The organism is Acinetobacter sp. YH12226 (assembly GCF_013417805.1).
Lineage (GTDB): Bacteria > Pseudomonadota > Gammaproteobacteria > Pseudomonadales > Moraxellaceae > Acinetobacter.
Genome location: NZ_VPDG01000005.1, coordinates 1 through 19,074, shown reverse-complemented (window position 1 = coordinate 19,074; position 19,074 = coordinate 1). Strand labels below are relative to the sequence as shown.

The 19,074-nt window shown below is 43.0% G+C and carries 15 protein-coding genes and 1 pseudogene; 10 read left to right on the top strand and 6 right to left on the bottom strand.

Going from position 1 to position 19,074, the window contains the following annotated elements:
* Positions 1-30 precede the first annotated feature (30 nt).
* From cueR to cysK, 4 genes and pseudogenes are all read right to left on the bottom strand, one after another.
* A complete protein-coding gene (gene cueR / locus FTV08_RS07195; protein ID WP_180086967.1) occupies positions 31-441 on the bottom strand; it encodes a Cu(I)-responsive transcriptional regulator in 411 nt (136 codons plus the stop codon).
* The gene (locus tag FTV08_RS07190) at positions 438-2,933 is read right to left on the bottom strand and encodes a copper-translocating P-type ATPase (RefSeq protein ID WP_373687390.1); all 2,496 of its coding nucleotides are present in this window, start codon (positions 2,931-2,933) and stop codon (positions 438-440) included. Before FTV08_RS07190 ends, cueR begins: the two co-directional genes overlap by 4 nt.
* A gap of 36 nt (positions 2,934-2,969) precedes the next feature.
* Positions 2,970-3,077 (bottom strand): annotated as a pseudogene (locus tag FTV08_RS16375) (cation transporter); the annotation flags it as partial.
* A 244-nt stretch (positions 3,078-3,321) separates the two neighbouring features.
* Complete coding sequence (gene cysK / locus FTV08_RS07185; protein ID WP_180086965.1) at positions 3,322-4,320, bottom strand: cysteine synthase A; 999 nt, start codon at positions 4,318-4,320, stop codon at positions 3,322-3,324.
* Positions 4,321-4,601: 281 nt separating this feature from the next.
* Here cysK and FTV08_RS07180 point away from each other — a divergent pair, with 281 nt between their 5' ends.
* The 10 genes from FTV08_RS07180 to FTV08_RS07135 all read left to right on the top strand — a co-directional run bounded on the left by FTV08_RS07180 (position 4,602) and on the right by FTV08_RS07135 (position 16,559).
* The gene (locus FTV08_RS07180) at positions 4,602-4,919 is read left to right on the top strand and encodes a helix-turn-helix transcriptional regulator (RefSeq protein ID WP_004280410.1); all 318 of its coding nucleotides are present in this window, start codon (positions 4,602-4,604) and stop codon (positions 4,917-4,919) included.
* A 216-nt stretch (positions 4,920-5,135) separates the two neighbouring features.
* A complete protein-coding gene (locus FTV08_RS07175; protein ID WP_180086964.1) occupies positions 5,136-6,884 on the top strand; it encodes a SulP family inorganic anion transporter in 1,749 nt (582 codons plus the stop codon).
* Between the two features lie 328 nt (positions 6,885-7,212).
* Positions 7,213-8,409 (top strand): serine/threonine transporter SstT, encoded by a 1,197-nt coding sequence (gene sstT / locus FTV08_RS07170; protein ID WP_004731137.1) that lies wholly within the window; start codon positions 7,213-7,215, stop codon positions 8,407-8,409.
* A gap of 42 nt (positions 8,410-8,451) precedes the next feature.
* On the top strand, positions 8,452-9,126 hold the full coding sequence (locus FTV08_RS07165) for a YoaK family protein (protein WP_004647063.1): 675 nt from the start codon (positions 8,452-8,454) through the stop codon (positions 9,124-9,126).
* A gap of 15 nt (positions 9,127-9,141) precedes the next feature.
* Positions 9,142-9,678 carry a DUF2058 domain-containing protein gene (locus tag FTV08_RS07160; RefSeq protein ID WP_004731139.1) on the top strand — a complete coding sequence of 179 codons (537 nt, stop codon included), beginning with the start codon at positions 9,142-9,144 and terminating at the stop codon, positions 9,676-9,678.
* A 187-nt stretch (positions 9,679-9,865) separates the two neighbouring features.
* The gene (locus FTV08_RS07155) at positions 9,866-11,119 is read left to right on the top strand and encodes a mechanosensitive ion channel family protein (RefSeq protein WP_034436448.1); all 1,254 of its coding nucleotides are present in this window, start codon (positions 9,866-9,868) and stop codon (positions 11,117-11,119) included.
* 226 nt (positions 11,120-11,345) lie between these two features.
* A complete protein-coding gene (locus FTV08_RS07150; protein ID WP_180086963.1) occupies positions 11,346-13,199 on the top strand; it encodes an ABC transporter ATP-binding protein in 1,854 nt (617 codons plus the stop codon).
* Between the two features lie 459 nt (positions 13,200-13,658).
* Positions 13,659-14,687 carry an AraC family transcriptional regulator gene (locus FTV08_RS07145; RefSeq protein WP_005246182.1) on the top strand — a complete coding sequence of 343 codons (1,029 nt, stop codon included), beginning with the start codon at positions 13,659-13,661 and terminating at the stop codon, positions 14,685-14,687.
* A gap of 82 nt (positions 14,688-14,769) precedes the next feature.
* On the top strand, positions 14,770-15,144 hold the full coding sequence (gcvH, locus tag FTV08_RS07140; RefSeq protein WP_004280423.1) for a glycine cleavage system protein GcvH: 375 nt from the start codon (positions 14,770-14,772) through the stop codon (positions 15,142-15,144).
* Positions 15,145-15,383: 239 nt separating this feature from the next.
* Positions 15,384-16,559, top strand: coding sequence for an MFS transporter (locus FTV08_RS07135; RefSeq protein ID WP_180086962.1), 1,176 nt, complete (start codon positions 15,384-15,386; stop codon positions 16,557-16,559).
* 82 nt (positions 16,560-16,641) lie between these two features.
* Here the strand turns inward: FTV08_RS07135 and FTV08_RS07130 are convergent, their stop codons facing one another.
* Both FTV08_RS07130 and FTV08_RS07125 read right to left on the bottom strand, forming a co-directional pair.
* The gene (locus FTV08_RS07130; RefSeq protein WP_005251952.1) at positions 16,642-17,838 is read right to left on the bottom strand and encodes a PilT/PilU family type 4a pilus ATPase; all 1,197 of its coding nucleotides are present in this window, start codon (positions 17,836-17,838) and stop codon (positions 16,642-16,644) included.
* Positions 17,839-18,415: 577 nt separating this feature from the next.
* Entirely contained in the window at positions 18,416-18,844 is a 429-nt protein-coding gene (locus tag FTV08_RS07125; RefSeq protein WP_000877730.1) for a hypothetical protein, read from the bottom strand.
* Positions 18,845-19,074: the final 230 nt, after the last annotated feature.

Below are 19,074 nucleotides of genomic sequence, written 5' to 3'. Positions count from 1 at the left end.
TATTTAATCTGAGTTGAATTGCAGATCTGGTCAGTGCTGTTCAGGAACGACACCCTGTTCAATCTGTTTTAAAATCTGGCAATCGGACTGTTCATTGCCGGCACACTGCTCAACCGATTGCTGTAAAATTAATAGCATATGCTGCATATCGGCAATTTTCTGTTGTAAAAACTGGATATGTTTTTGTGCCAGCTGTTTGACCTCACTACTCTGGCGTGAGCTGTTCAACCACAGACCGAGTAATTCTTTCATCTGCTCTGAAGAAAATCCAAGTTCACGTGCATGCTGGATAAAGCTTAAGGTTTTAATATCCGCGTCACTATAAACCCGATAACCTGTATCACTGCGTTTCGGAGCCGGCAACAAACCAATATCTTCATAATAACGAATCATTTTCGCAGAGATGCCGGATCGTTTTGCGGCCTGACCAATATTCATCATACTGACTCCTTAAACTGCACCGGTTGATAAGCTTTTAATCTCAAGGCATTGCTGACGACAAACACGGAGGACAACGCCATCGCACCTGCGGCAAACATTGGCGATAACAATATACCCCAAAATGGATAAAGCACACCCGCGGCAATCGGAATTAAGGCAATATTGTAGACAAAGGCCCAAAACAGGTTCTGTTTAATATTGCGCATGGTCGCCTGACTTAAACCAATGCCTGTAGCCACATGCTGTAAATTGCCTGACATCAACACCACATCGGCTGCTTCAATCGCGACATCGGTACCGGTTCCAATCGCCATACCGACATCGGCCTGGGCCAATGCCGGTGCATCATTGATTCCATCCCCAACAAAAGTGAGCACGCCGTATTGCTGCTGGAGTTGTCGTACTGCATCGACTTTTTCATGCGGCAAAACTTCCGCAATCACCTGATCGATTTTCAACTGTTTGGCGATCGCCTGCGCGGTATGCTGATGATCACCAGTAATCATCGCCACTTTAAGACCTTGGTCATGCAAGGCCTGAATCGCGCTATAAGTAGTTGGTTTAATCGGATCGGCTACTGCAATAATCGCAGCCAGTTTCTGATTAATCGCTACATATAAAGGACTACGACCCTGATCACCGAGCTTTTGTGCAGTGGCTCTAAACAGATCGACATTTAAGCCCAAGTCCTGCATCAGACGTTCTGCACCGATATGCAGCTGCTGACCAGCAACCTGTGCTTTTACCCCTGCACCAGTGATCGAATCAAAATCGGTCACTTTACTCAGTTCCAGTTCTTGCTCACGAGCAGCCTGAACAATGGCGTGGGCAATCGGATGTTCTGACTTGGCCTCCACTGAAGCGACGAGCTGTAATACGGTCTGCTGATTAAAATCTGCAGTGACTTCAAAGTCGGTCAGCAGTGGTTTTCCCTCAGTTAAGGTTCCGGTTTTATCCAGCGCGACGACTTTGGTTTGTTGCAGCAACTGTAAAGCTTCACCCTTACGGAATAGCACGCCCAGTTCTGCTGCACGGCCAGTGCCGACCATAATTGAGGTAGGAGTTGCCAGTCCCATCGCACATGGACAAGCAATAATCAGTACGGCGACTGCATTTACCAAGGCGTAGGTCAGATTCGGCTCAGGCCCAAACAGGAACCAGACCATAAAGGTCAAGGCCGCCAGTGCCATAACAGCCGGCACAAACCATAAAGTCACTTTATCGACCACAGCCTGAATCGGCAGTTTTGAGCCTTGTGCCTGTTCCACCATCTGAATAATCTGCGCCAGTACCGAATCTTGGCCGACCTTAGTCGCCTTGATTTGCAAGGTTCCGTTCTGGTTTACCGTACCGCCGACCACCTGATCACCGGCCTGTTTGGCCACGGGTAAAGGCTCACCGCTAATCATCGCTTCATCAATATAACTTTGTCCGGTAACGACTTCACCATCGACAGCGACTTTTTCACCCGGACGGATTTCAATCAACATTCCTTGTTGCACATCGGAAATTGCCAGATCAACCCAGTGATCATTCTGTTCTACCCGTGCCGTTTTCGGTTGCAAGCCCACCAGATACTGAATCGCTTCCGAGGTTTTACCTTTGGCTTTGGCTTCCAGATAACGCCCCAGTAAAATCAGCGCGACAATAACGGCGGCCGCTTCAAAATACACATGCACGGTGGACTGCGGTAACAGCTGCGGAAAAAAGGTCGCAATACAGGAAAAGCCATAGGCGGCAATGGTTCCAACGGCCACCAGCGAGTTCATATCCGGTGCCAAGCGTAACAATGCCGGAATCCCATGCTGATAAAAACGTCGTCCCGGAATAATCAGCACCAAAGTGGTCAGCACAAACTGTAGATACCAGCTGTTTTGGGTTCCCAACGTATGGGCAATAAAATGATGAAACACCGGAATCAAGTGCGAGCCCATTTCCAGAATAAATACAGGTGCTGTCAGAATGACCGCAAGCCATAAATCTCGTTTCAGTTGTGCCGTTTCATTGGCTTTCTTTTCCTGAAAAGCATCATGGCTATCTGTCGACATATCCCTACCAGATTTTATGGTGGCCTGATAACCGGCTTTCTCCACCTCAGCAATCAAGGCCGGAATCTGGGCATGCGAGGCCTTCACCCAGGCAGTTTCGGTGGCCAGATTGACCTGTGCTTCGCTGACCCCTTCTACTTTCAATAAGGCTTTTTCAACCCGTGCCACACATGAAGCGCAAGTCATACCTTCAATCGCCAGTTCAATCCGGTCGCTCTGAATATCAAAACCGGCTTTTTGCACTGCGTGAGTTAGTTTAAACAATGGCACAGAGTTGATCGCACTTACATGCGCCTTTTCAGTAGCAAGATTCACGTGTGCATCTAGCACGCCTTCCACTTTTTTTAGGGCTTTTTCTACGCGAGCCACACAGGATGCACAGGTCATGCCTTCAATGTTCAAATCAAACTGCTGCATCGGCACATCAAAACCGGATTTTTCAATTGCTTGCACCAGCGTAGCGGCAGCAATCGGCTGCCGGCTTTTGATAAAGGCTTTTTCAGTCGACAGATTGACAGATGCCTCGTCTACACCTTCAATTTTTTTCAAGGCTTTTTCCACACGAGCGACACAGGAGGCACAGGTCATACCGCCAATCTGCACCTGCTGCTCATATAAGCGGTTGCTGTCTTGTTCTACCATGTCCATCTCCATGCCTCGACTCACTGTTGAGCTTATAGCTTAAACATTCCCATCATGGTAAGGTCAAGTCCTTCATCTGACTATTTTAAAAAATGTAGCGTCCTGCTGCGATTTAAAATCACCCAATAAAAAAGCTCGAAGATGACTTCGAGCTTGTCTAACAGTATTTAAAATATTGAATGCATCGATGTTATTCGGCAGAAATATCTTCAAACAAGATCGAAGACAGGTAACGTTCACCACCGTCTGGTAAAATCACCACAATATTTTTACCGGCATTTTCAGAGCGAGCTGCCAATTGGGCTGCTGCTGCCATAGCCGCGCCACTTGAAATACCGACCAGGATACCTTCCTGAGCAGCCGTTTTACGTGCCCACTCGACTGCATCTGCGCTATTAATGGCAATCACTTCATCAACGAGGTCCAAATCCAGATTGCCCGGAATGAAGTTGGCACCGATCCCCTGAATTTTATGTGGTCCAGGTGTAATGTCTTCACCGCGTTTGGCCTGACCAATAATCGCAGACTCAGCGGGTTCCACCGCCACTGAATATAAAGGCTTATTTTTTACCTTTTCAAAGTAGCGTGAAATACCAGTAATGGTTCCACCCGTTCCGACACCTGCGACCAGAATATCGACATTGCCCGCAGTCGCCTCCCAGATTTCTGGGCCCGTGGTTTCTTCATGAATTTTAGGGTTGGCCGGATTTTCAAACTGTTGTGGCAGGTAGTACAGTTCAGGAATTTCATTGACTAGACGTTGTGCTTCTTCAATCGCACCCTTCATGCCTTTGGCCGGATCAGTCAATACCAGATTGGCACCCAATGCTTTCACCACCTTACGGCGTTCAATACTCATGCTTGAAGGCATGGTCAAAGTAATGTCATAACCTTTGGCTGCCGCAACAAAAGCCAATGCAATACCGGTATTGCCGCTGGTTGGCTCGACAATATGCATACCGGATTTGAGCTTGCCAGATTTTTCAGCATCATTAATCAACGCTGCACCAATACGACACTTGACTGAGAATGCCGGATTACGGCTTTCAATTTTCGCAAGTACCGTGGCCGGAGCGGAAATCACACGATTAATACGAACAAGCGGTGTATTTCCAATCGCGTCTGCATTATTACTATAAACCGCTATACCTAAATTATTCGGTGTTGGAAAAGCTGAATCTGTACTCATGATGATATCCCTGATGTTATTGGTTCAAGTCGCTTAAACATCATACAAGCATTTTTTTGCTTTGTAGATGTTTGATGAAACTTGCACTTCATTGCACGAATGTGAACTAAAATACTTTCTGCACTATGCAATAAATTTATCTTATCTATCAATATTTAAAATATAATTTTAATTGATAATTCAATTCATTAAAAACCATAAAACTTAACTGTTTTTAGCAAGGTATTACGGGCTAAGACCCGTATAATTAGCGGGCTGTAACTTTATAATGGACATATTGAATGAAAACCGATTTTGAAATCACGACTATGCGCGATTCAGCAGAACAGGTCGTTGGCATTTTAAAATCTCTGGCCAATACCGACCGTCTTCTTATTTTATGTCATCTGTCTCAAGCGGAACTGAATGTTTCAGAAATTGAGGAAATAACTGAGATTAAACAGCCGACACTTTCCCAGCAGCTCATGATGTTGCGCAAAAGCGATGTGGTAGATACCCGGCGCGACGGCAAACAGATTTATTATTCAATTAAAGATCAAAATTTGATTGTGGTCTTAAATACCCTTTATCAATTGTATTGTGGCAATCCAGCTAAATAAAGAATCTTTCTTTTTTCAGTCATCAAGATAAGTTTCTTTAAACTCTTATTGAGGTCGTTCTACACCACTAAGATCACGATCATAGAGTTTTTTAAATGATCTACGACTGACCCAGATGTTTCATTTTAAACATGATTCATCAAGAATCTAGATCAGCTAAGACTTCTTAGCAGAATTTGTGCATAATATATCTATATTTGTGATTTAGACCTTTTTATGCAAAATTCCAAGTCTAAACTTCTGCATAGACTGCCTGCCTGGGCATGGTTAAGCCACTACACGCCGGTCAAATTTAAGTCTGATGTGCTGGCTGCCCTGATTGTGGTGGCAATGCTGGTGCCTCAAGGGATGGCCTATGCCATGCTGGCAGGATTGCCGCCGATCATGGGTTTATATGCGAGCATCCTGCCGATGATCATTTATGCCCTGCTCGGTGGGAGTTCGACTTTATCGATTGGCCCGGTAGCCATCATTTCCATAATGACTTTTGCTACGCTCAATCCACTTTTTGAAGTCGGCTCACCAGTCTATATTGAAGCTGCGACTTTATTGGCACTGATGGTCGGGATTATTTCCCTGCTTTTGGGATTATTCCGTTTTGGTTTTCTGATCCAGTTGATCAGTCATCCCGTGATTCAAAGCTTTATTATTGCCTCTGCCTTATTGATTGCGTTTGGGCAGTTAAAGTTTTTGGTCGATCTTCCTTTAAAAGCCAATAACCTTCCGGAGTTTGTCAGCAGTTTGCTGCAATATTTCCCGCTGCTGCACGTGCCGAGCCTGATTTTCGGCCTGTTCTCTATAGGTTTGTTAATCTATCTGCCCAAGTTATTAAAATCTCAGGCTGTACAAAGCCGGATCGGCTCTACAGATTTTCTGGTACGTGCAGTGCCCCTGATTCTGGTATGTCTCGGCATTGCAGCAATTGTATTTCTGGATTTAAAGCTTCAGGGCATTAAAACCGTCGGTGCAATTCCGTCCGGTTTTCCACCCTTGTCTTTTCCACACTGGAACTGGGAACTGGTCATGACCTTATTACCGGGTGCCAGCATGATCGCCATGATCAGTTTTGTGGAGTCACTATCGATTGCTCAAGCGACGGCCTTGCAGCAACGCAGTCATTTAAACAGTAATCAGGAACTGATTGCGCTCGGTCTGGCCAATATCAGTGCAGGCGTGAGTTCAGCTTTTCCTGTGACGGGCAGCCTGTCGCGGACGGTGGTGAATGCCGATGCCGGTGCTAAATCACCTATGGCCGGTGTTTTATCCTCGATTCTGATTATTTTCGTGAGCCTGTTCTTTACCGGATTTTTTGAAGATCTGCCGCTGACCATTCTGGCCGCGACGATTATTGTTTCCATCTGGAAGCTGGTTAATTTTCAGCCATTTTTTGATGCCTGGCGCTATTCCAAGGCAGATGGCCTTGCCATGTGGATTACTTTTCTCGGCGTGGTCCTGATTGATATTTCCACTGGTTTGATTATTGGGATCGTTTCGACCTTTGTGCTGATGCTATGGCGAATCAGCCGGCCGCATATTGCGGTTGTCGGTCTGGTGGAAGGAACCCAGCATTTTCGCAATATTCAGCGTCATCAGGTCAGTACCTCCGATCGGGTGCTGTCACTGCGGATTGATGAGAATCTGACGTTTCTGAATGCCAATAGCTTTAAAGGTTATCTAATCAATGAGATCAGCCTGAATGACCAGCTACAACATGTGATTATCAACTGTTCCAGCATCAGTGCGATTGATCTGAGTGCCTTGGAAATGCTGGAAGATTTAAATACGGAACTGGCCAAACTGGATATTCGCCTGCATTTTGCCGAAGTCAAAGGTCCGGTCATGGACAAGCTGCAAGCTTCTAAATTGATGACGCATTTGAGCGGGCGCATTTATCTGACCCATTTTCAGGCGATTCAGGACCTGGCGCCAGAGATCTTCGAGCAGCATAAAGATTATACGATTTAAAACAGCAGATACTGGAACTTATGGCCGGAGATTCCAGCTGGTCATAAGTGCAGTTTTTTCTGAATTTTCAAATATAATTTGAATTTATCTATTTAACTTTGATATTTATTTCATGAATATAATTTTAAAAGCGCTGATTTATTCATCATTTTAGGAAGTTTTTCTTCAATATAAGCGCTGTTTTAGAGCAATTAGTTTTAGAATAAATCAACAATATCAATATCTTGGTTTTTATATAAAAATATATTTTAAGCCTTGTTTAAATTAAGTATAAAATAGCGCAACTTTTTCCCAAATTTAGCCCTCGTAATTTTCACAAGGCAACCTTATGTTTTCTGCCCTTATGCGCATGAGCTTAGTCTCTCGAATCATCATCGCCATTATTTTAGGTGTGGGTGTGGCTGTGGTATTTCCCGAAGCTACTCCCTCATTAAGCCTATTGGGCGACCTGTTTATTAAAGCCTTGAAGTCTGTTGCACCGATTCTGGTTTTCATTTTAGTGTTAGCTTCTATCGCGAATTTTAAAGTGGGCCAATCCAACGCCGCCATCAAACCGATTATGCTGATGTATGCGGTCGGTATGTTCCTTGCTGCACTGAGCGCTGTGGTTTCAAGTATCTTATTCCCAAGTACGCTGTTCCTGGATATTGCTGCACAAGCTGACTTGCAGCCACCGGGTAGTCTGGTAGAAATCCTGAAGAATTTGCTGCTCAGCTTTGTCGCCAACCCGGTTGTTGCAATTGCTGAAGCAAACTTTATTGGTATTCTGGCCTGGTCAGTGGCATTAGGCATCGCTTTCCGTCATGCATCGGATAGCACCAAGACACTTTTGAATGATGCCGCCTTTGCAGTGAACTATGTGATTCGTTTAGTGATCAGCTTTGCACCTTTGGGTATTTTTGGTCTGGTTGCAGTGACTTTTGCTGAATCTGGTCTGGATACGCTGACCAGTTACGTACATTTACTTGCTGTGTTGCTCGGAACGATGGTTTTCGTTGCACTGGTAATTAATCCGCTTCTGGTTGCCTTAATGACACGCAACAACCCGTATCCACTGGTATTCACTTGCTTGCGCGAAAGTGGCATTACCGCTTTCTTTACCCGTAGTTCGGCAGCCAATATTCCAGTCAATCTGGACTTGGCAAAACGTCTGGGCGTCAAGGAATCAACTTCAAGTATCGCAATTCCTTTGGGTGCTACGATCAACATGGCAGGTGCTTCTGTGACCATTACTGTATTGTCATTGGCGGCTGTAAATACTTTGGGGATTAGCGTCGATTTCAGCACTATGCTCATTCTTTCTGTGGTGGCAACCGTTTCGGCATGTGGCGCTTCAGGGGTTGCAGGAGGTTCATTGTTACTGATTCCAGTTGCATGTGGCCTGTTTGGGATTTCTTCGGATATTGCCATGCAAGTCGTTGCAATTGGTATGGTCATTAGCGTATTACAGGATTCTACTGAAACCGCGCTAAACTCATCGACTGATGTTTTATTTACTGCAGCAGTAGACCGCGCATCAAATTGATTTTATATTGATTAATCAATATGTTTAGCCAATGATGTTGTTATGCCATTACAGCGTTTACCTACCTGGGTACAATTAGGGGCGTTTTTTCTTGCGGTCAATGCCGGCATGATTAACGTCCTGGGTCTGGTGACGGTACTGCACCAGTCTGTTTCACATATGACCGGCAATGTCAGCATGCTGGCCATGGCCCTGCTGAACTGGCAACCAGAACAGATGTTGTATCTCTTTCTGGTCACACTCTGCTATGTCATTGGTTCATCCTATAGCGGACTGATTCTTGGAAATAGCCACTTTCGCTTGGGGCAGCTTTATGGTTACCCTTTAAGCCTGGTGGCTATTTTTATTTTGATCTGCTGGTTATTATTGCCCTATTTCCCGCGTTATGCCTTGTTATGGGCCTGTGTTGCCATGGGTGTGCAAAATGCCATGGTTAGCCACTATAAAGGTGCCATCATTCGCACCACGCATTTATCTGGCGTACTGACCGACCTCGGCTTGGCGATGGGCTACCGTTTGCGCGGTTTAGAGGTGGAATCACGACGCGTGGTTCTGCATTTGCTTATTTTGCTCGGTTTTTTAAGCGGTGGCATTCTTGCCAGCTGGCTATATCCTTATTTAAAATTAAATGCATTCCTGATCCCGGCAGTGCTGAGTCTGGTTCTCAGTCTCACGTATTGGGTGATTTATTTACGTTATCGACATCAACACGACTAATATCTGGACATTCTCATGGTTAAAAATGCATTGCAGGCACAATTGTTAAAGGCAGGATTGGTCGATAATAAAAAAGCCAAAAAACTGTCTAAACAGGCTGTGCATGAAAAACGCACCGGTGACGGTACCGAGGCTGAAATCAAGGCCAAGATTGAACAAGACAAACAGCAAAAAATGGCCAAAGACCAGGCAATTGAGCAAGAGAAAAAAGCAGCTTTGCAGGAAAAAGAACTGAAAGCCGCGATCATGCAAATGATTAATCAGCACAAAATCCGTGATACAGACGGCGATGCGGTGTATCAGTTTATTGACGACAGCAAAATTAAAAAGGTCTATTTAAACCAGCAGATCTATAATGCACTGGTGGCAGGCAGCCTGGTGATTGCACGTGAAAATGACAGCTATGCGTTTTTGCCTAAAGCTCTGGCAGATCGTATCAATGCGAAAATGCAGGGCTTTATCATTGTGAATAATTCAGAGAAAAATGAAGAAACTACCGATGAAGAAGATCCATATGCAGCTTATGTTATTCCTGATGATTTGATGTGGTAACAGTACCTATTCAATAGCTGAAATATCGAAGATCAGAAACCGGCGAATTCGCCGGTTTTTTCATTTTTATGCGCTTTTATTAAATGATTCTGACCAATAGATATGTTTTAAAAAGTTATCCAATATTAAAAAATCCGATCCAAACCTATAAACTTGACCTAAATTTTTGATTAAAGAGAAAGATCGTTTGGAACAGTTTAATTTTATTCGGAATATTCAAGAATGGGCAGATCAGTACCCATGGCTAGAAATGCTATCTTCACTGAGTATTGTGATTTTACTGGCGATTCTTGCCAATCTATTTGCCAAACAGATTGTGGTACGCGGAATACGTCAACTGATTTCCAGAATGCCTTTTGCCAATAATCAGATTTTTGCTGAGCATAGCGTGATTCGCCGGATTGCCAATATTGTTCCGGCAGTCGTAATCATGAACGGGATTACCACGGTACCGCATTTATCTGACAAGGTTGAGTCCTTTGTGCAAATGGGGGCACAGGCTTTTATCTTCCTGACGATTGCCCTGGCTCTTGGTGAATTACTGAATATTTTTAACCTGGTCTATCAGCGTAATCCCAAATCCCGTAACAAACCCATCAAAGGTTATTTGCAGCTGGTCAAACTGATTATCTTTATTGTCTGTGGCCTGATGATTCTCGGCACTTTCCTGAAAAAGGATGTCTTTACCTTGCTGGCTGGCTTCGGTGCCATGGCCGCGGTGTTGATGCTGGTCTTTCAAAATACCATTTTGTCGCTGGTGGCGTCGGTTCAGATTTCATCTTATGACATGGTGCGTATTGGCGACTGGATCGAAATGCCCTCGCTGAATGCGGACGGAGATGTCATTGATATGTCATTACATACCATTACGGTACAGAACTTTGATAAAACGGTGACCACCATTCCGACCAATAAACTGGTGACGGATACCTTTAAAAACTGGCGTGGTATGCAGGAAGCCGGTGCGCGCCGGATCAAACGCTCGATTCATATTGATCAAAGCAGCGTGCATTTTATGTCGGCTGAAGAACAGAACAAGCTGAAAAATTTTATTCTGCTCGATCAGTACCTGAATACCAAATCAGAAGAGCTGGAACAATTTAACCTGCAACTGAGTCATCATTCGCAATATAACCAGCGCCGTCTCACCAATCTGGGAACTTTCCGTGCCTATGTAGAGTTTTATCTGCAACAGCATTCGGGCATTAGTAAAAATCATTCCCTGATGGTGCGCCAATTGCAGCCAACCAGTGAGGGTTTACCATTAGAGATTTATGCCTTTACCAATACCACCGCCTGGGTGGAGTATGAAAATATCCAGTCGGATATCATGGATCATCTGCTGGCGATTATTCCGGAATTTGGATTAAAGGTCTATCAAGCGCCTTCAGGTCTTGATTTAAAGGAAGCATTTACTCAACCGTCTTCTATTATTACTTAAACACAAGTCATCCAATCTCAAGCCTGAGGTGCTGCTGCATTTCAGGCTTTTTTATTTCCTCATCTATTTAAAACCTGACTGGCATAAATCTGGCTTTAGTTTAATTTTTATAATCCAAGTTTTAATTGAGTGAATCATTTTGTGGCAATTTCACCCAATTACGGGCTTAAAAAAACAGAATCCTTTATAATTCCCGAAAAGCAAAATGCATGATAAGAGTACGATAATGTTTCGATGGCTTGAAAGACTGGTTGACCCCTATCCCACCAAAAATCTGAATCAACCTTTACCAACCAGGTTTTTTCCATTTGTCTGGCAGGCAGCCTATGGAGTCCGCCGTTATTTGCTGATTCTGGTACTGTGTACTGCCGGTGCTGCCAGCTTCGAAGCCTTACTGTATTCAAAAATTGGTGAGCTGGTGAACTGGCTCAGTAAAAGCCAGCCCGATACTTTTCTGGAGCAACATGCCAGTAATTTAACCTTACTGAGTATTGTTCTGCTGGCCAATATTTTCTTCGCCAGCGCACAATCACTGATTAAGCATCAAATTCTGTATAGCAACTTTCCCATGCGTTTACGCTGGCGCTTTCATAATCTGCTCATGAAACAAAGCCTGGATTTTTTCCACAATGATTTTGCCGGACGATTATCGGCCAAAGTTATGCAAACCGCTCTGGCAGTACGCGAATTCTGGGTCATTCTGGGTGACATGCTGGCTTATGTGCTGATTTATTTCATCACCATCAATATTGTTTTGGGTGCAATTTCACCCTTGCTGATCATTCCATTGATGGTCTGGCTAGCCTTGTTTATCTGTGCAGCGTGTTATTTCATTCCACGTTTGAGCAAAATTTCCAATGCTCAGGCGGATGCCCGTGCCGTCATGACCGGGCGTATCACGGATACCTATACCAATATTCAGACTGTCAAGCTGTTTGCTCATGCCGGTCGTGAAAGCCAGTATGCCAAGACCTCTATGCAGGAATTTATGGTAACGGTATATAAACAGATGCGTCTGGGTGCCCAATACGAAATCAGTATTTTACTGCTGAGTGTAGTGTTATATGGCGGCGTACTGGGTACTGCGATCTGGTTGTGGATGGAAGGTCAGGCCGAGCTGGGCATTATTGCTGCAACCACGGCAATGGTACTGAAACTGAACAGTATTGCCGAATTTATGATGTGGCAGACCTCTGCCCTGTTTGAAAATGTCGGTACCATTCAGGATGGTATGAAAACTTTAGGCCGAAAAATTGCCATTGAAGATAAACCGGGTGCCAAAGAGCTACAGCTCAATCATGGTGAAATCAAATTCGAAAATGTCAGCTTTGCCTATAATGATAAAAACGTGATTGATCAGTTTAATCTGACCATTCGCCCAGGCGAAAAGATTGGTATTGTCGGCCGTTCAGGTGCCGGGAAATCTACCTTGATTCAACTGTTGCTGCATTTTTATCATATCAATCAGGGTCGTATCTTAATCGATGGTCAGGATATTGATGAGGTCACTCAGGACAGTTTGCGCAAGAACATTGCATTAGTGACTCAAGATACCTCGCTGCTACATCGCACGGTCGCGGAAAACATTAAATATGGTCGTCCGGATGCGACTGATGAAGAGATGTTTGAAGCTGTGCGTGAAGCCAAAGCGGAAGAGTTTATTCCCAATCTGACGGATTTGCGTGGCAAAAAAGGCTATGAAGCCTATGTCGGTGAACGTGGCGTGAAACTTTCCGGCGGACAGCGTCAGCGAATTGCAATTACACGTGTATTCCTGAAAGATGCGCCGATTCTGATTCTGGATGAAGCGACCAGTGCGCTGGATTCTGAAGTCGAAGCCGCCATTCAGAACAGTCTGGACGACTTAATGCAAGGTAAAACCGTGATTGCCATTGCGCATCGCCTGTCGACCATTGCCCAGATGGATCGTCTGATTGTGCTGGATCAAGGTCGAATCGCCGAGCAAGGCACGCATGATGAACTGGTGGCATTAAATGGCATCTATGCCCAACTTTGGCAGCGTCAAACTGGTGGCATGCTGATTCAGCAACAGGTCAAAGCATCAAAAGATCATGAATAATATGATCTCTAGAAGATTTCAAAACTTCTAATGATTTGCTCGTCCTTAATATTGAACAGGTCTGGAAAAAGGAAAACTTTGCCCAGACCTTTCTTTGTAAAATTTTCTCTACAGATGAACAGCAAGTTGCCATCTATCTGGTATCTTATGAAATGACATCTCTCTCTAGTTCTGAAAGCTCTCTGAAGAAGTCCTGTTCAATGATTAATAAAACTAGACCAATCGTCCTGTCCTGAGCAAACAGATGCTGGGATGCGACTTATTCAATAAAATAATTTTAATTTCATCAATAAGATTATGTGGTTTAAATTGATTTTAATGCTGAATTCAGGCTAATCTGCCAGTGGCAGAATCACAATCGCCAAAATTTTGTCCAACAATTTTAATGAAAAATTTGGTGGCTTCATGCCAATATCTATTTATAAATAAAAAAATTTGAATGAGTGCAACGGATCGCGCATGAAAACAATTGCTCCACGCCAAGACCAAGGAATTCCAGGTGTTTACGGTCTCTTGCTTCTCGATGTCATTTCCCGCTGGGGTTATAACAATGAGTCGCTTTTCCAACCTTTTGGCCTGACCAGTGAACAGTTGGCAGATCCTGATTTTCGTATTCCAACTCCTGTCGCCAATGAACTGGTCAAATATGCCCTGAAACTGACCGGAGAGCCGACCTTAGGTTATCATCTTGGCACACAGATGCGGATCTCGATTCATGGCTTTATTGGCTATGCCATTATGACGGCGAATAATATTACCGATGCGCTGGTACTGGCGAACCGATTTATTCAACTCCGTTTACCCTTCCTGCAACTATTTTTCTCGACTTTTGGTGCCAAAGCCACGGTACAGTTGCAAACCGATATTCAGCTTGAACCTCTGCGCACCGAAATTTCCATTGCCTTGATGATCGGTCTGATCAGTATGGCCAAAGCGATTACAGGCGTTACTGATGCGACAGGAGAAATCGACTTCGATTTCAAAAAGCCGGAAGATTTTGAACGCTTTATGGCGAAGTTCCCCACCCATCAGTTCCGTTTTGAACAACCGCATTTAATTCTGAGCTTTGATAAAAGCTACCTGATGAACAAGCTGGTGCATGCCGATCCGATTGCCAGCCAGATTGCGATTAACCAGTGTGAAACGGAACTTTCTGCCTTGGGTGAACGGCATCGGATTGCCATGCGTGTCCGGGATATATTGACCCATGCTGAGCAACACTATCTCAGTATTGAAAGTGTGGCGGATCGCTTGCACATGTCTGACCGCACCTTAAAACGTCAACTCGCCGCCGAAGGCACCTCCTTTTCTACCCTGGTCGATGAAGTGCGTTACCGGCATGCCACCTCGTTATTATCCCGGACAGATTTCACTCTGGAACAGATTGCCGATGAACTGGGTTATAGTGATGTCGCCAATTTTAGCAGAGCATTTAAACGCTGGAGTGGTCGCAGCCCGAGCAACTGGCGCAAAGATCCTTATTTATAAGGAAGTATAAGCCTTTTGTTTTGCTTAAAAAGAATGTATAAAACATGTCAAAAATGATCTTAAGATTTTTAAGGAGTTATCAATGAATCATCCTGCAGAATTAAAGTACGCAAGTACACATGAATGGGTGCGCATTGAGGGTGATCTTGTTGTGACCGGTATTTCCGACCATGCACAGGATGCGTTAGGCGATTTAGTCTATGTAGAAGCACCAGATCTTGATTCACATATTACTGCGGGCGAACAAGCTGGCGTGGTTGAATCAGTAAAAACAGCTTCCGATATTCATGCACCAGTGTCTGGTGTAGTGGTTGAAATCAATCCTGATCTTGAAGATGATCCAGATTTCATTAATGATGACCCATATGGCAAAGGCTGGATCTATAAAATCAAGCCAGACAATATGGCAGATGTCGAAAAGCTGCTTTCCAATACAGAATATGAAGCTGGCCTCTAAGCCATTTTAACTTTAAAAAATCAGCCTCCGGGCTGATTTTTTTATTAAAGATCAAGCGTTGCATTTCCTAGTTCAAATTAAATTTCATGCATTTATCATGAAATATCATTGTATTTTTCACTTATTTTTCTTAAAGTCTTGCTCATATCTCCTTCGCTCCTAGATAGCTCGCGCTTATTTATAACAATAATTTCCCATGCTGAGCCTAGCGTCTTACAGCATATCATTTTAGGAAAATCATGAACGCCATTGCAGCGCCACTATGGACCAAGTCATTTGTGCTTTGTTTGGCCAACAACCTATTTTTATTTATTTTCTATTTTGCACAAACCACAATTTTGCCAATATACATCTTAAAAGAATTAGGCGGCAACCTGACTCAGGCAGGTCTGGCCATGACCTTGTTTATGGTCTCTGCCATTGCAGTGCGACCTTTTAGCGGTTTAATTATCGAAAAATTCGGGGTACGTAGAACCCTGATTATTTCAGAAGTGTTTTTTAGCCTGTTTTCACTTACTTATCTGCTGGCAGATCAGCTCACGATTCTGTTTATCATCCGTTTCTTCCATGGCATCTGGTTCAGTATATTGACTACAGTTTGCGTGCCTGTGGTGAACCAATTTATTCCGGAGCAGCGTAAAGGTGAAGGCATGGGCTATTTTGTCATGTCGGTTAATCTGGGGATTGTCTTAGGTCCGTTAATAGGTCTAAGCCTGATGGAATACTGGTCTTATTTTCAGGTCAGTATGCTATTGATCGTCTTGGTTTTTATCGGATTTGCCTTCTGTTTTTTGATTCCGGTCAAAGAACCTGAAAAAATCATCAAAAATACCAATAAGAAAACCTCGCTTGAGCTGACAGATTTTGTGGAAAAGAAAGTGCTGCCTGTCGCAGTATTGGCCATGCTGATTTCTTTTTCTTATGCGAGCATCATGTCTTTTATCGCACCCTTCGCAGCCAGCAAGGATTTAATGGCCTATGCAGGTTTATTCTTTGTGGTTTTTGCGATTTCCATGATGAGCTTACGGCCGATCACCGGAAAGATTTATGATCGTAAAGGCCCGCAATATGTGATTTATCCGGCATTGCTGGCTTTTAGTTCGGGTTTATTTTTACTGAGCCAGATTCAGAGCTTATGGGGATTTATGCTGGCTGCAGTCATGGTTGGTGTGGGCTTTGGTAGTGTGCAGCCGTTTATTCAAACTTTGGCGATTCAATGTGCGCCCAAGCATCGAATTGGCTATGCAACTTCAACTTTTTATACGTTTTATGACCTGGGTATTGCCATCGGTTCACTACTGATTGGTACCATCATTGCAGCTTACAGTTATCAGTTTGCTTTTATGCTATGCGGTATTTTAACCTTAAGCAGTATTGTTTATTTTAAGCTGGTGGTGCAACGTAAAACCGTCTAGTTTTATGAATTGAATCGAATAATAAATAAGATCAATAAAAACACAGGCAGAAAATTCTGCCTGTGATTTTTTGAGCAAATATTTATTCTGACACCGAAGTATTCTCTGCTTGTTTCTCTTCCGCTTTTGGCTCTTGCATCATGGTGAATTGGGTTGCCTCTGTGGCTACGGTAGTGTCCTGTCGGTTACTTTTCAGCTTGATTTGTAAGCGCAGTTCATTGGTCGAATCGGCATTGCGCAAGGCTTCTTCATAAGAAATTTCACCCTGGTTATACAGGTCAAATAAGGCTTGGTCAAAGGTCTGCATGCCCAGTTCACGCGATTTCGCCATAATCGCTTTCAATTCGTGGAATTCACCTTTCAAAATCAGGTCAGACATCAGTGGCGTATTTAACATGATTTCAATCGCTGCACGACGGCCTTTACCATCTTGAGTACGAATCAGACGCTGTGAAATGATCGCCTTCATATTGGATGACAAATCCATTAATAGCTGGTTCCGGCGTTCTTCCGGGAAGAAGTTGATAATCCGGTCCAAAGTCTGGTTGGCATTGTTCGAGTGCAGCGTTCCCAGACACAGATGTCCAGTTTCAGCAAAAGCAATCGCGTGTTCCATGGTTTCAGTATCGCGAATTTCGCCGATCAGAATCACATCTGGTGCCTGACGCAAGGTATTTTTCAGCGCATTATGCCAGGAATGGCAGTCCACTCCGACTTCACGATGAGTAATCATGGATTTTTTATGCTTGTGCACATATTCAACCGGATCTTCTACGGTAATGATATGCCCGGCTGAATTTTCATTTCGATAGTCAATCATGGCTGCGAGTGAAGTTGATTTACCGGAACCTGTTCCTCCGACTACCAATACCAGTCCACGTTTTTCCATAATCACATGTTTCAGAGATTCCGGTAATTTCAGCTTCTGGAAATTTGGAATTTCTGCAGTAATGGTACGAATCACCATGCCAACATTAAGTTGTTGTACAAACACATTGACCCGAAAACGGGAAACACCTGGCACGGTGATGGCAAAATTGCACTCAAGTTCAGTTTCAAATTCTTTACGCTGTTTATCATTCATCAGACTGTAGGCAAACAGCTTGGTTTTTTCAGCTGTGAGTTCCTGCTGTCCAAAAGGTTTCATTAAGCCTTGATGTTTAATACTCGGTGGAAAATCAGCCGTAATAAATAAATCTGAACCGCCATATTCCACCACCTTGGTCAGCATGTGATGCATGAATTTTTTTGCTTCGTCCAACAATTCTGCCGTGAACATCTTTTCCCCCGGAAATGCACAACTGCACAAACCTTGATCTTAGATTTATGCCAAATATTTTAATTTGATTGTGCAGCGTTTTATAAATATGCTCAAATATATTTGATTTATAAAGAAAATATTTTTTAATATTTATGTGACCTACTTCAATAAAAATTAAATTAAGTAGAAGTATTCAAGCTTTTTAAAGCAACTCTGCCAAAAAAATAGGATTGTAATTTTAAAGGTTGAATTCTGTTAGACGATTCATTATTTGTCATTTGCGACATATAGAATGTTATTTTTCTTTCTTTATGATTACCAACTCACCTATTTTTTATGTACCAATTTCGGTTCTATTAGATGTAATAATGAATTATGAAAAATAGGATAATGTTTATGAAAATTGAACAAAATCGTGGAACTTTGCTCAAATAACAGGCGTGAAACTTGGTAAATTATTAAAAAAGCCCGATTCAGCTAAGTTAGGCTTTTTATTTGACTATAAAAATATGATTTATATAAAATAAAATAGAGAATTTCGTATAACGTGTATTATGTTAATTTTAGGGAAATTTAAGAATCTCTATGCAATGGTTTATTCAATATTCTTTGATTTCTTATCTTTTAGGTTAATCAGAAATAGCCAATAACATAAGCCAGGAAATAGAGCCATAAAGATAGTCCATGTATCTGTATACATCTTCCACCACTCTTTCGAAATTTCTCCTGTGTGACTCCATCCAAAAAGAATAAAAAATGGAGTAGCAATAATTATAGAGGCAATACAGATAGTTAATAAATTAAGACTGTTATAACGATTTAAAAGAATTGAGAATATGAAGCTGAAAGGTACAGTCAAAATACAATAAGCCAAGTAGACAAGACCGTGCCCTACAAGAACCACTAAAATCGAGTATAGGCTGTATTCCTGATTCATTACGATAAACAGGACTGCTGTGAAAAAAAGTAGTGGTAAAGGAGAAAGTAAGAGAGCTTTTACTATTTTTTCATTTGAGTATTTCACTAATTTAATTCTCTTATCTACTCAATAAACAATAATACTATAACGATTTTATTGGAGGTTTTTTGATTCTATTTAACATAATGGCGATTATACGAAAGGCCCTTGTAACTCCAAAATAGAAATGTCCGGTTTCTCCAAAGTAAAAATGTCCGCTTTTAGAATATGCACTTTTGCAATTTCGTTAGCGGACGGTTTGATATGTTGGTGTCTATGTCGGATAAAGAACTTAA